Origin of the sequence: Rosistilla oblonga (assembly GCF_007751715.1) — a bacterium.
In the GTDB taxonomy this organism is placed as follows: domain Bacteria; phylum Planctomycetota; class Planctomycetia; order Pirellulales; family Pirellulaceae; genus Rosistilla; species Rosistilla oblonga.
In genome coordinates, this window is record NZ_CP036292.1 from 4013388 (window position 1) to 4027690 (window position 14303).

Genomic DNA, 14303 nt, shown 5'->3' on the forward strand with positions numbered 1-14303 from the left:
GCCGCTACCTCAGGGGCAACGGCGACATCTTAACACAACCGCGGCGAACGATCATTTCCCGAGCAGGTGCCGGAGACAGGTCGTCAGGTCTTCGAAACGGAAGCGATACCCCGACGCTTGCAGTTTGCCTGGGACGACGTGCGTGCTGGCGAGCAGCAACGCATCAGCCATCTCTCCCAACGCCAGTCGCAAAATCGGCGCGGGGGCCGGAATGAATGCCGGCCGATGCAGGACTCTGCCTAGATCGCGAGCGAATTGGCCGCAGGTGACCGAATTGGGTGCGACGACGTTCACCGGTCCGCATAGCGTCGGCGTTTTGATCGCGTGGTAGATCGCACCGATCACGTCATCCAATGCCACCCAGCTCCACCACTGTTTGCCATGGGAAACCGGTCCGTTGACGCCGAGCTTCGCTGGCAGCAACAACTGCTGCAACGCACCCCCTTGGGGCGACAACGCCAAACCAATGCGTAGATTGACGACGCGGATCCCCGCCTCTTCGGCCGGCTTGCAAGCCGCTTCCCACTGCCGACCGACATCAGCCAAAAATCCCTCGCCGATCTCGGACTCTTCGCTAAGGATTTCATCGCCCCGGTCTCCGTAGATCCCGATCGCCGACGCACAGATCAGAACTTTGGGAGGCGTTTGCATCGCAGCGAGATGTTCGCACAAGGCTCGCGTCTGCGTGACGCGACTGTCGATGATCTGCTGCTTGATCTCCGGGGTCCAACGTTTATCGGCGATCGGTTTGCCGGCTAGATGAACGACCGCGTCGGTTCCCGCAAACGATTCGGGGTCAAACGAATCGCTCCACGGGTAGATCGCCGCGTCCGCTGCAGAAGCGTCATCATTTGTCGGCTCACCGCGCAGCAGTCGCACGATATCGTGTCCCAACAGCGAAGCGACGTTGTTGAAACAGGAACCGACCAAACCGGTCGATCCGCTGACAGCGATACGCAGCGGTGCCGGATCGTGATCGACAAACATCTGTAAGTCGTCGCGCGTGGTCCGATGGCGGTAGGCGAACATCGCGTCGAGAGTCCGAAGCGCCTTCCCCGCCCCTAACACGGCACCGATCGCGCCGCCCGGCAATCGATAGTCGACGGTGTCGCACATCCGCGAGCTTTTCGGATCGGCACCGGTTTCAAAACGATGGGCGTGGTGCCAATAGGCAAACGGCCCCGAGACCTGAATATCAGAAAACAACCTCGGGGGATGATAGAGTTCATGGCGGGCGAGCCAGCGAATCGACAGCGGCCCCAGCTTCGTCTTCAGCTCCACTTCGCTCCCCGGCTGCAACGAATTATCGCTGCGTAGAATCGTGACAGATTCCCAGGGAGGGATCAGCCGCATCAAAGCCCCGGGGCGATCGTGGTAGGCAAACGCTTGATCTATTGTCCCCGGCAGATCGACGCATCGGAGATATCGTTTATTCGCCACGAGAATATCCTCGGTTCGCATTGGAAGGTGGAAATCGAACTACCACCGAGCATTCTAGCAGCGATCGAGAGATTGGCTTGCCATTGCCACAGTCTAGCGCAAGGCTATTCACTTTTTAGAAGTGGAGTCTCGCTAGAAACGGTACCCCGAAGCGTGAGTGAGGACTTTACACGATGCCTCGCTTGGGCGCCGGGTTATAAAAGATTGCCTGAACCGCAACCGTGATTTGACTGGCGATCGGGCGGAAGAAGCTCCAGCCTTCAACGGTCGAGATATCCCGCCTCGCCCCAAATTTCAGCGTGGGTTAGCGGATAAACCGTAACGGCTCGCTTTACGCACCCGTGAGTTCGGGAACTTCCGCACCAGCGGCCATTTCCTGAAGCTTGGCGATCGCCCGCGATTCGATCTGGCGGACTCGTTCCTTGGAGATCCCCAGACGCGATGCGATAGCCTGCAGCGTCTGCACCTTGCTGTGCGGACCGATCGAAAACCGTGCGCGAATGATCAGCTTCTCCCGGCGGTCCAGCATGTCCAACAGCTCCCCAAGCCGAGCGCGAAGCGAATGCCACCGCTGTTCGGACATGAAGGGCTCGCGAGGCACACCCGATTCGGCGATCCCCGCCTCATCGAGACCGACGACTAATCGCGAATCGTCGGTTTGCCGTTGCACGACCAATTGGTAGGAATTGCGGCGGACAACTTGCGTCGCGTAGGTGCTGAATCGGAAGCCGCGCGAATAATCGAACTTCTCAACCGCTCGGATCAATGCCAGCATTCCGTCGGCCAACAAGTCGTCGAAAGTGTTCATCGGATTGACAAACTTCTTTACGATCGAAAAGACCAATCGCAGATTCGCTTCGATGATCCGATCACGGTGCCACGCGGCAAGTGCCAACAACCAATGAATGCGATCGATCTCTTGGACGACCGTCTTGGTGTAGGCAAGCCGCTTGCGGCACTGCTCTGCCATGCACAGTAGAAAATTCATCCGTTCGAACAACAACGGCTCGTTCTCTGGACCCAGCAAACTGGCGGTACACAACCGGTCCAAATGCGTAGGCAACCCCTCACCGAAACTCCGTTTTGATTCGGAGGTCCGCTGCAGGTCGATCGCGACGTCGAATAATCGCTCCCCGGCGCCAGCTTCGTAAAACCGCGGGTTGTCGATGAACTCGATCTCTTGGCTCAACAGCCGCTGCTTTTCCCGATTGACCTGCGACATCGGCGCTCGCCGCAGACTTTCCACATCGCCCACCTGATCGATGATCGCCGCGATCCCATCGGAGTCAAACCAATCGAACAACGGCTTCGTTGCGACTTGAAAGCCGGGAAACTTATTTAAAGCAATAATCATTAGATCACTCGGTAAAAGCAGACGAGAACGAAACGTTCGGATAAAACGTCCATAACGTTCAAAACGTTCTCCCTTATGTTTTTTACCGCCGCAACTCGTTCATCGCAACACAATTTCCGGAAAAATGGAAATTTCCTGAGGTCAATTTGAGTACCCATCCATTCGAACAGAGACGTTTCGGGCAAATAGTTGCAGCATTTTGCACCCCCAAAGGGTGGTTGTCATCAATGCCCCGATTGAAGCGTTGACACGTTCTAATAATGGCTTTGGTCGTTTTGATTGCCAGGATTTCATTCAAAACGTGCAAAGTCGCGGACGATTCAATTGAAAGCACGCCAATCGAGACGGCTCCCTAGGCTGTCTTACCCACCTTTTAACTCCATTTGTGATCTCGTGAGTTCAGTCCAATATTCCCCGAAGCAAATCGCCGCAGCGATGCGAGTCAGCGAATCATCAGTCAAGCGCTGGTGTGACCGCGGGCTGATTCCGACGATCAAGACCGTCGGTGGGCACCGGCGTATCTCGGTGGAATCGCTGGCTCAGTTCCTCCGCGATACCAAGCGAACGCTCACCGATCCAGACAAACTCGGCGGTTACGACGAACCGGTTGTCGCGCTGCAGCCCGCGCCCGTTGTGAGCGACGTCAGCGATGAGGTGGGGACGTTCACGACGGCCCTATTAAATGGAGATGAGGCGACCTGCCGGCAGATCATCCATCAAGCCTATCGCCGCAACAACAGCTTTATCGATGTCGCCGCACAAGTCGTCTGCTCTTCGATGCGGCTGGTCGGCGAAATGTGGGAGAGCGGCCGAACCGACGTCCTGCAGGAAAGATACGGATGTGAGATCTGTTTCCGTTTGGTCAACGAGTTGGCGCAATACATTCAGCTGCCAAGCTCCGACGCACCGCTAGCAATCGGTTGTGCGCCGCCCGGCGATCAGTACCAACTGCCGACGCATCTTGTCGAGTTGGTGTTGCGCGAGACCGGTTGGAACGCTCGGTCGCTTGGTAACAACATGCCACTCAAGACGATGCTCGACGTCGTCCACCAGTACAAACCGCGAATGGTTTGGGTCAGTATCTCTACGATCGAAGATCGCGGCGTGTTTGTCGACGCGTTCAATGATTTCGCAAAGCAGCTGCCGAAAGAAGTCGTCCTCGTCGCAGGTGGACGCGCGATGGACGACGATCTACGCCCGCGGTTGAACTACACAGCTCACTGCGACAACTTCTATCAACTCGCCGGACTCGCCTCGGCGATGCTCACCCGCCGCGAAGCGTGACCCTCTAATTACGCAGCTCTCTTTTGCGGCGTGGTCCCGGCGCGTCTGCGAACGGCCGCTTCGTTATAGCACCGCTCTCTATCCGGCTACGCTCCGCGCGGAACTATCCCATCGCAAACGCCGCAGCGTTCACCTCGGAATTTCTCCTTATTCGATTCGTTGCTGGCGGTCACTCTGACGGCAGACCCCGCTCCACACTAAGGCTTGCGATGCCTCGGTTTTGCCGTCGTGACAAATGTTCACACTTCTTGGCGTTACGCCCAAAGGTTAGCTAGTGCTGGTGGTCTTCAACGTCGCCAAATCGTCGCGAAACACCGCAAATCTCGCTGTAAAACTGGAATTGGGACGGTTTGCTGCTACCCTAAAACAGCACCTCTGGTTCCGTCCTCTGCCCCGCCATGAATACAGCAAACACGAAGCCACAACAACTTCTTCACTCGCCACCGGCGGGCGCTGAATACCGGCTCTTCGGGGCGGCGGGAACCGGTGGTGCGTACAACAGCCATTTCGTGGCCGGCGCGATCTTCATTGGTCTGGCAGCCGTTGGTGCCATCGATTGGTGGTTGGCGATCTGGCTGGACAGCTGCCTAGCGATCGGATTGCTGTTGGACCGCCGGACGATGAATCGCAAGTTGGCGTTGCGAGCGATGCCGGGGCAGATGCTGCTGTACTCTCAAGTCGCCCTCCGCGCCGCGGTCCACTTGCTGCCCTATTACCTGTTCGCGTTTGTGCTGTACCTCGGAATGGCACCGGTTATCCTGCCGCTAAATTTCGCGATCAGTAGCTTCGCGATGTTGTACGGCTTCTACATGGCGATCCGGATCTATTGGTTGGTTCGCTATCTGTGGGTGCTCCATTTTCATTGGGAGCGAGCCGGCCGCACGTTTCAAACTCATCAAGCCAATCTTAAAACTCGCAGCTCCGCGATCCGACACGTTTTGTGGGCGTTCTTTCTCGGCAACGTCGGGCTGGTCGTGCGATGTTCCAGTCAGGTGATCACGATCGCTGGGTTTGAATACCTACGGCAGAGGTTGAATCTGGATCTCACCAAACATCCCGATCTCAGCGGTCACATGATGACGATCTTCTGGGGAACGACGGCGATCTGGTTGGCAACGTTCTGGTTTGCACTACAGCCTGCGTTTCTGATCTATTACCGCGTTCACAGAACCTTTCACACCTGCCGACCGCTCTACGACAGCGTCCACAGCATTCATCATCGCGGCGTGTTACCGACACAACTCGACTCGGGAACCATCTCGCCGTTGGAGTTTGCACTGACCGAGTTAAATCTGCCCGCCGCCACTCTCGTCCCGAATTGGTACTGGACGCTCGGCCAGATCATCTTGGCACTGGCGGGGCATTTCCCCTCGCACGACACAAACACCTGGATGAAGACTGGCCACCACCACCTTCTGCACCACCGTTTGTTCAACGTCAATTTCGGCTTGATCGCTCGCGAGGACAAACGCTACGGATCGTATTATTGCGAACCATCGAAGGCGACAGCACCGTCGAGCGGGCCGGTCGAAGCAGATCTGCCACCGCGCCGGCGGCAAGCGGTTGCCGCCATGGCGGGCGAGGACGACTGAAATAAAAATAGCGACCATGCTATACTGCGCGGCGACCCATCTCCCGGCAAACCGCGTGGCGCATGAACTCCAATTCACAATCCACCCCCACACTGCAACTGACGACCACAACCCAATTTATCAAAGGGGTTGGGCCAGCACGCGCGGAGCAATTGCGGCGTTTGGGGATTCGTACCGCGTTGGATCTGCTGTTTTTCCTGCCCCGCGACTACGAACACCCCGCACCGCGGATGCGGATCGCCGACCTGAAGGAGAATCTGCCCGCATCGTTTGTGGGGACGATTACCGAAGTCGACCAGATTACGACCCAGGCGGGCAAAACGATCCTGGGCGTCTTAGTCGAAGACGATTCGGGGGCGGCGCGGATGATGTTCTTCAACCAGCCCTACCGATTGGATGCTCTGCCGCGCGGGCTGCGAGTACTGGTCAGCGGCAAGCCACGATTGTCGGGACTGCGGATGGAACTGGTCCATCCCAAAGTAATCCCATTGGAAGAAGATGAGCAGGCTGGCGATCAAGGCATCCTGCCGATCTATCCGCTGACCGAAGGGATCAACCAATCGCAGATGCGTCGTGCGATCGCCACCGTCGTCGATGAATTGGCGGGTGAAATCGCAGAGGTGATCCCCGAGGCGATCCGCCAGCAGGCCACGCTGGTGTCGATCGACGAAGCGATGCGCAACATCCACCGTCCGCACGATCAAGCCGCTCTCGATGCGGCCCGCCGGCGCCTGATCTTTCAAGAGCTATTTATCCTGCAGTTGGCGTTGGCGCTGCGCCGTCGCAAATTGACAAGCGACCTCCGCTCACCTCCCCTGCCGGTCGACGCAGCGATCGACGCTCGCATTTTGAAACGCTTTCCGTTTGAACTGACGGGCGACCAGAAGAAGGCGTTTGCCGAAGTCAGTGCCGACATGGCGCGTCAGTTTCCGATGAACCGCTTGGTCCAAGGGGATGTTGGTAGCGGCAAGACCGTCATCGCGCAATACGCGATGTTGTTGGCGGTCGCAAACAAACATCAAGCCGTTTTAATGGCACCAACGGAAGTTTTGGCGAGGCAGCATTTTGAAACCTTCCGCAAATCGCTCAGCCGCAGTCGGGTGCGGCTGGGATTGCTGACCGGTACGCTTTCGACGCTCGATCGCCGCGAGGTGCTCAAAGCCGCAGCCGACGGCGAGATCGATCTGTTGGTCGGTACCCAGGCGTTATTGAACGACAAGGTCGTCTTCAAACAGTTGGGGCTGGTCGTGATCGACGAGCAACACAAGTTCGGCGTCTCGCAACGAGCGAACCTCCGCCGCGGCGGTCTCGATCCGCATTATCTTGTCCTTTCTGCGACACCGATCCCGCGAACCGTCGCAATGGCGGCGTTTGGTGATCTGGATGTGACGACTCTGAAAGAAAAGCCGCCCGGCCGCAGCCAAGTCCACACGTATCTCGCCAAAGACGATTGGGCACAACGCTGGTGGGACTTTCTTGGGCAACGTGTCCGCGAGGGACGGCAGGCGTTTGTCGTAGCGCCGCGAGTCGATTCGTCGGACCAAGAGGATGTCAGCAGTGCTCAACAGATCTTCGACGAGCTGAGAACCGGCCCGCTGAAATCGTTTCGCATCGGGCTGCTGCATGGTCGCATGACGCCCGAAGAAAAGAACGACACGATGACCCGCTTTGCTCAGGGACGGCTGCAAGTCTTGGTGGCGACAACGGTGATCGAAGTCGGTATCGATGTCCCCAACGCGACCGTGATGACGATCCTGGGTGCGAACCGCTTCGGGTTGGCTCAGCTGCATCAACTGCGAGGCCGCGTTTGGCGTGGCTCGCATCCCGGTTACGTCTGCGTCTTCACCGACAACGAAGGGCTGCCCGAGGACGACGAGCGGCTGAAGACATTTGCCAGCACTAGCGATGGATTCGCACTCGCCGAAGCCGATTATCGCATGCGTGGCCCCGGCGACCTGTTGGGAGTCCGTCAAAGTGGCATGCCGCCGCTGCGTGTCGCCGACCCGCTGCGCGACACCGAAATTTTGGAAGCCGCTCGCGATTTGGCGATGGAGATCGTCGACAACGATCCACACCTCGAGGATCCATCGCTGGCGTTGCTGAAGCAGCGCGTGCTAACTCGCTACGGCAACAGCTTGGATCTTGGCGACGTCGCGTAACCGACATCCGGTCGGCCGCGTTATTTACCCAACTCAAAAACCGACAGGACGGGGCGATGGTCCGAAGCCAATCCGTCGTCGATCACTTCCGAATGGACCATCTTCAGCGTCTCGCCACGATAGAAGATGTAATCGATTCGCACTGTCGGTTTAGGCGATGGCGCCGAAGGGGCAGCTTCGCTATCGATTGCGTTCTTCCAACGCGATTCCAGTATCTCGATCGGTTTGGATCCGGGGACTGCATTCATGTCGCCCGCCAGCACCGTCGGTACATTATCGGTAGCGAAGAAGCCGTTGACCGCATCGGCTTCCGCCACGCGGTCGCCAGGCACATTGTGCTGGAAGTGGGTGCTGATAAAACGTACCGGTTGGCCCTGCGGCGACTGAACAACAACCGCGATCGCACCGCGCGGATACGTGGTCAGCTGCTCGGTCGCGTCGGTGTAAGGCAACGGTTGAATCCGAACGTCTTCGATCGGCATCCGGGTCATCACTGCGTTGCCGAACAGACCTCCCTGGTAATGTTGCGTCGGCCCATAGCGAACCGCCATTCCAGTCAGCTCCGCCAGCCGCTGCGCCTGGTGAACTTTGCCCGACCGCTGAACCATCACGTCGACTTCTTGCAGTGCAACGACGTCGGGCTTCGCGGCAACGATAACGCGCGCGATCCGCTCCAAATCGTAAATGCCATCGGTCCCTTGCCCGTAGTGAATGTTATAAGACAACACGCGGAGCGTCGTAGGTGATTGAGCGGAAAGCTGGGCGGGCGTGTTTGTTAGAAAGCACAACAAAACAAACGACAGTAACCAACGAAGCGGTTGATCCGGAATCATGAAAGCGCCTTTGCAGGGTGGTCGCCGATCGAGCGACGGAAACTGATGAAACGCGAGAGAAGGAACTCTCGTATCGCAACTACCGACAACATTAAACAAGATTTGACGCGGCGGCGCAAAAAAGAAACCGAGGATCTCGTGAAAGATCCTCGGTTTCTCTGGTTTGCAATCAGTCTGACAGTATTAGCCGCGATTCAGAATCGCAGTTCTGCAGGCGTTGAATCGATCAACCGCCAACCGATGGCGGCATCGAAAACCCGCCGCTGGCAGCAGGATCCGCGGCCGGTGCGGCTGCTGCAGGAGCCGCCGGTGTCGTCGCCGGTGGTGCAGCCGCTGGAGCTGGTGTTGCCGGTGCGGGTGCCGCAGCAGGCGTTGCGGCCGCTGGAGCGACAACCGTCGTCGGTGCCGGTGGTGTGGTCGCTTGAGGTGGTGCCGTCGCAATCGACGGAACCGAGTTATCGCTCGTTGGCCCGTATGGTGCCGACGGTCCGTAAGGTACCGCACCGGCAGTGATTCCACTGGTGAGCGTTTGCGTAACGGGAGCCGCTTGTTGTGTGATCGCTTGGTAGCTCTCTTGAACACCCGCCGAGACGTTCATGACTCCATCGGCCACTGCGGACGCCGCGTTGTAAGTGTCTTTGGTCGCTTGAGCGATTTGAGTGCCACCAAGCTTATCCAACAGGTTCCGAGCCGGTTCCAGACTTGGATCGATCTTCAGCGCGGTCTCCAGCTCGCTGCGAGCTTCGCCAACCTGTTGTCGCTTGAAGTTCAGATAAGCCATGTTGTAGTGGGCGACAGCCGGTTCGTGCGCCTTTTCAAGCGTCGCCATCGCCAACTCGCTGTTGCCAGCATCCATGTGAACGGTCGCCAAGTTATTGGCAAAGCGTTTATTGGCAGGAGCGATCGCAATCGCCTTCTGAATCTGCGCTACCGCTTCGTCGTACTTCTCCTGACGCGCCAGGACGAGTCCGAGATCGTTATAGAGACTCGGTTCGCTTGGATCGACTTCGATCGCTCGCCCAAAATACTCCACCGCTTCGTCGAGCTTGTTCTGGCGATCGTTCAGCCGAGCGATCGCACCGAGCGCTGGTCCGTTTTTCGGATCGCTTTCGAGAGCCTTGGAATAGTTGTCCATGGCGCGATCAAACGATCCGCTCGATTCCCACAGTTGGCCGTTGGCGACGTAAACCTCGGGTCCCAGTTGAGTCGGCGTGTTGGCCAAGCTCAAAGCGTCCTGAGGCGTACCGGTTTCCGATGGAGCGGGCGTTTTGCCGAAGCTGAACGCACCACTGACGATATCGCGTGCTCGCATTCCAGCCGAAGCGAGCTTGGCTGTAAATCCAGCTTCCTCAGCACCGGAGCTCTCTGTTGTTGCAGAGGGGGTTTCGACAGCGGCAATCTTACCAGCCGATTCGGAACTTGCTTCGCGGTTGAACGGGTTGAGGTTTAAGCTCGACAGACCCGTTGTCGATTGGCATCCGGTCGCGCTGACAATGATCGTAACCAGCGCCAAACGACGAATTTTCTTCGTACTGTTCATGGCACAGCCCCCTGATTTCGTTGGTTTTATTGTGGGTACGTTCAATGGGATCGGCGATTTTACGCTCACGTTGGCGTATTCGCCCCCCGAAAAATTTCGGTTGTTTGCACCCACCCGGGCAGTAGTTTCGTCATGCCCTTGCTATCAGATGAATCGGAACGACCCTCGCGATCGCTTCATCCGAATCCCTAGTTTTGCGGAAACTTGTCCAGATTTTGCTAGACAGCGATAGCACGGGGAACCACCATTTTACCTAGGCCACCTAATGTGGGGTATGACGTACCAGCCAGCCGGCAGCATCGCGCCGCGGCGCTCGCTTCCCGTCAGCCCAACGCGGTCCCAATCCCCCAGCACACGACGCAACGGTTCCACGATCTCGACTTCGCTTGCGGAGTCCAGTCGCCCGCGAACTAGGCGCGTCGCTCACCTGTGAGACGCCCCCTTTGCATCCGATCAAGACACCTTTCCCACCGCTGCGACTGATCAGGCCTTGCGAATCCCCGCGAGCCTGGGATGCGTTTGTTGCAGCGCATCGGTTTGGTTCGGTCTTTCACAGCACCGGGATGTGCCGCGCGTTTAATCGCTCGCGCAGGTTCCATTCCTTGGCGATCGCCGCTGAAGATTTCGACGGCCAGATTCAAGCCTTGATCGCCCCGGTCCGGATCGACGCAATCACAAGATTCACTCGCGCGTTAACCTCTCGCGTGGTGATGTTTGCCGAACCGCTGTGCAGCGATTCGCCTGTCGCCAGCGAAGCTGTCCGGTGGTTGTTATCGAAACACGATGCCACCGTCGGTAATTCGACGCTGTTCACCGAGATCCGGTCGTTGCATGCTCCGGTCGCCGCTTGCCCAACCTTGGCGTCCGCCGAATACGAACCGCGAGCGTTTTCGAACTACGTGATCGATCTCTCGCTCGACAAGCAACAGTTGTGGAATAACATCGGCAAGCAGATGCGAGGCAGCATTCGCCGCACGCTCAACCGCGGCTTACAGATCGAAGTCGGCAATAGCCCCGATCTGCAGCGACGGGCGTTCGCCCAGATCCGCCACAGCCTGCGGCGGGCGATGGTCCCCTGCCCCGATCTCGACCTGTTTCTTGCCGTGCAAAAAGAGTTGGGCGACGTGCTGCAGGTCCGCGTGGCCAGCTACCGCGGGCGAGACGTCGCCGGAACGATCAGCCTCGCTTGGGGCGACCGCTATTTCGCTTGGTATGGCGGAACCACACGTCCCCGCAGCTTGCATCCGTTTGCCTGTCTGGTGTGGGACGAAATCCAATGGGCTCACGATCGCGGATTCCGCCACTACGACTTTGGTGGGGCGGGTGATCCGAACCGATCGTATGGGCCGCGCGAGTTCAAATCTCGCTTTCATGGGGAATTTATCCAACTGGGACGCTGCCGAAAGGTCTATTCGCCACGTATGCTGGCTCTGGCAGAACGCGGTTACCAATCGCTCAAATCGATCGCCCGATCGACTTAAGCCCCGGTTTCGAAGGCTGCCACTGCCGCCGGTTTTCACTCGTATTTCCCGCACAAAATCCCACCGCCCGAGGCGACGCTTCGGTTACTTTGCCCTCCATTTCGCGTGTTATTTAACAGTTTCGCCTTCCTGATCTTCTTGCCTTGCTTCCTAGCGATCTATTGGACGCTTCGTGGCCGGGGGCGGATCGCGTTCTGCCTGGCCGGCAGCTACCTGTTTTACGGATGGTGGGACGCCCGGTTTCTCGGCTTGCTGATCCTCTCGTCGATCGTCGACTTTACCGTTGGCCTCGGGCTCGGGAAAACCGATTCGCCATCGCGGCGGCGGCTGCTGTTGAGCCTCAGCATCGTCAGCAATCTCGGCATCCTTGCGACATTCAAATACTACAACTTCTTCGCCGACAGTCTGCAACAGCTGGTCGCCCCACTGAACTGGTCGCTCGACTGGCCGACCTTAAACCTGATCCTGCCTGCGGGAATCTCGTTCTACACGTTTCAAACGCTCAGCTATTCGATCGACGTCTATCGCAAGCAAATCCCGCCGCAACGGGACTTCCTGCGTTTTGCAACCTTTGTCGGCTTCTTCCCTCAATTAGTTGCCGGGCCGATCGTTAGAGCGGGCGAGTTTTTTCCGCAACTGGAAACCGACCGCCGCTTCGCGTGGGAAGACTTCGAGAGTGGCTTCGGCCGCGTCCTCCAGGGCTTCTTCAAAAAGATCGTGATCGCCGATTCGATCGGTACCGTCGTCGACCCGATGTTCCGCGATCCCGAGGGCTTTTCGAGCCTCAATACCGCCATGATCGTGGTCCTCTACGCGTTCCAGGTCTACGGCGATTTCTCGGGCTATTCCGACATCGCGATCGGCACTGCAAGGATGTTGGGAATCCGGCTGCCCGAAAACTTCCGCACGCCCTACCTCGCCACATCGCCGGCCGATTTCTGGCATCGCTGGCACATCTCGCTGTCGACGTGGCTTCGCGATTACGTTTACATCCCGCTGGGAGGCAGTCGCCGCGGAGTTTGGAAGACGTACCGAAACCTCGCGATCACGATGCTGTTGGGAGGATTGTGGCATGGAGCCAGTTGGAACTTCGTCATTTGGGGAGCGATCCACGCGGCGCTGCTGATCGCTCACCGAATCTGGATTTCGTTCCTGGGGCCGCCGTCGACGCGGCTTGCCGATTGCGAAACCTTTTCCGCAGCCTGGCTGCAGCGACTTGGTATTGATGCCGCCAAGTCTGCGATGATGTTTATCGCGCTCTGCATCACCTGGGTCTTCTTCCGCAGCGGCAGCTTCGATCAAGCGGTGCAGATCCTTGCCCAGATCGCCTCGCTCGATGGGCTCAGTCCCTCGACGCTGCAAAACCGGATCCCGCTGTTGAAAGCCTGTGGTCTGGTCAGCATCTTGGCCGGTTTTGAAATCGCGTCGCAGTTCATCCGCTGGCCGCAACTGTTTCTCCGCATCCCCGCCGCCCGCGCCGTGTATTATGCATGCTTATTGTGGTCGCTCGCGCTGTGGGGCACCTTTGACGGCAAGCAGTTCATTTACTTTCAGTTCTAATGTTGAACGTCGACCTTCCAACCAAAACCGCTCGGCGGATCGGACTGGCGATTCTCGCGTTCACGGCGCTCGTGATCGCCGGAGATCGGATCGGTGCCCGGGCGATCGATCGCGCCGTGATGTCGACTCAGTTTCGCTACTCTCAGCTGTACCGTGGCGATCTGCCCGGCGAGATCGTCGCGTTGGGAAATTCGCGTGGGCTGCACATGTTGCATCCGCCAGCGATTGCGGAGATCACGGGCCAACCGACGGTGAATCTCAGCTTTAACGCCTTGCCCGTCGTCGCCATGCCGGCGCTCTGGCACGATTATTTGCAGCGGCATCCGGCTCCCAAGCGGTTGCTGTTCGAGATCAGCTGCGTCAGCCGGGAGGACGAAGCCGGAGCGTTGGAACGTTTTACCGCATACATGTTCCAATCGCCGATGTTGTGCGACACGATGGCGGCGTATCGACCGGAGGAGTTTCGGGCGTCGCAGTTTTCGCATCTATATCGGTTCAATGGCGAATTTGCGATCCGCAGCCTGTTCTATCTTCGCGGCGACGACCAGAACTGGATCATGCCCAACGATGCGACCGAGCCGCAGATCGACAGGATGCTCAGCTACGGTGCAGAACCGATCCTCTATTCGCAGCCGCACGTCGACGCCGCTCGGCGAGTGTTGGAATTTGCGGAACAGGAAGAGGTCGAAGTCGTGTTATTTGTCGGCCCGTTTCACCCGCGGTATCTGCAGATCATCCCGGAACTGCCCGAGTGGATCGACTGGCTGCAGCAGGAATTAGGGCGTCCGATCGCCGATTATTCGGCTGCATTCAGCGAAAACGAAGCCTTTTCGGACCACATGCACCTGAATCCCCGCGGCGCCCGTCGCCTGGCCGAGCTCCTCCACCGCGACGGCCTGCTCTAATAGGAGAAGATGGTCGTGGGGCCGCGACCACTTCCCCTTCGATTTCCTACGGAACTCCCACGCTTTATCGGGGTTAAATTGAGGTTCGGAGCGCCTTGCCGCCCAGATTTCGCCTGAAAACGGCGTAACCTATGTTTGAATTCCGCTAGGCGATT

10 protein-coding genes are annotated in these 14303 nt (G+C 58.1%); 6 read left to right on the top strand and 4 right to left on the bottom strand.

Translation table 11 applies throughout. From position 1 onward, the window contains the following. Nucleotides 1–51 precede the first annotated feature (51 nt). Nucleotides 52–1440: a TIGR01777 family oxidoreductase gene (locus CA51_RS14170; protein ID WP_231745692.1), complete on the bottom strand. Its 1389-nt coding sequence runs from the start codon at nt 1438–1440 to the stop codon at nt 52–54. Between the two features lie 331 nt (nt 1441–1771). Further along, nucleotides 1772–2794 (bottom strand): sigma-70 family RNA polymerase sigma factor, encoded by a 1023-nt coding sequence (locus CA51_RS14175; protein WP_145121638.1) that lies wholly within the window; start codon nt 2792–2794, stop codon nt 1772–1774. A 393-nt stretch (nt 2795–3187) separates the two neighbouring features. On the opposite strand from CA51_RS14175, the gene CA51_RS14180 reads away from it, so the two are divergent. The 3 genes from CA51_RS14180 to recG all read left to right on the top strand — a co-directional run bounded on the left by CA51_RS14180 (nt 3188) and on the right by recG (nt 7829). Then, nucleotides 3188–4078, top strand: coding sequence for a helix-turn-helix domain-containing protein (locus tag CA51_RS14180; protein ID WP_145121640.1), 891 nt, complete (start codon nt 3188–3190; stop codon nt 4076–4078). A 398-nt stretch (nt 4079–4476) separates the two neighbouring features. Further along, nucleotides 4477–5670 carry a sterol desaturase family protein gene (locus CA51_RS14185; RefSeq protein ID WP_145121642.1) on the top strand — a complete coding sequence of 398 codons (1194 nt, stop codon included), beginning with the start codon at nt 4477–4479 and terminating at the stop codon, nt 5668–5670. A gap of 62 nt (nt 5671–5732) precedes the next feature. Beyond that, a complete protein-coding gene (recG, locus tag CA51_RS14190; RefSeq protein WP_145121644.1) occupies nt 5733–7829 on the top strand; it encodes an ATP-dependent DNA helicase RecG in 2097 nt (698 codons plus the stop codon). A 20-nt stretch (nt 7830–7849) separates the two neighbouring features. Here the strand turns inward: recG and CA51_RS14195 are convergent, their stop codons facing one another. Together CA51_RS14195 and CA51_RS14200 are read right to left on the bottom strand one after the other, a co-directional pair. Further along, nucleotides 7850–8662: an endonuclease/exonuclease/phosphatase family protein gene (locus tag CA51_RS14195; protein WP_145121646.1), complete on the bottom strand. Its 813-nt coding sequence runs from the start codon at nt 8660–8662 to the stop codon at nt 7850–7852. Nucleotides 8663–8888: 226 nt separating this feature from the next. Beyond that, the gene (locus tag CA51_RS14200; RefSeq protein ID WP_145121648.1) at nt 8889–10202 is read right to left on the bottom strand and encodes a tetratricopeptide repeat protein; all 1314 of its coding nucleotides are present in this window, start codon (nt 10200–10202) and stop codon (nt 8889–8891) included. Between the two features lie 443 nt (nt 10203–10645). On the opposite strand from CA51_RS14200, the gene CA51_RS14205 reads away from it, so the two are divergent. From CA51_RS14205 to CA51_RS14215, 3 genes are all read left to right on the top strand, one after another. Continuing rightward, the gene (locus tag CA51_RS14205; protein WP_231745693.1) at nt 10646–11683 is read left to right on the top strand and encodes a GNAT family N-acetyltransferase; all 1038 of its coding nucleotides are present in this window, start codon (nt 10646–10648) and stop codon (nt 11681–11683) included. 105 nt (nt 11684–11788) lie between these two features. Beyond that, nucleotides 11789–13243 (top strand): MBOAT family O-acyltransferase, encoded by a 1455-nt coding sequence (locus CA51_RS14210; protein WP_145121652.1) that lies wholly within the window; start codon nt 11789–11791, stop codon nt 13241–13243. After that, nucleotides 13243–14148: a PALP domain-containing protein gene (locus tag CA51_RS14215; RefSeq protein WP_145121654.1), complete on the top strand. Its 906-nt coding sequence runs from the start codon at nt 13243–13245 to the stop codon at nt 14146–14148. The genes CA51_RS14210 and CA51_RS14215 overlap by 1 nt, the downstream gene beginning before the upstream one ends. Nucleotides 14149–14303: the final 155 nt, after the last annotated feature.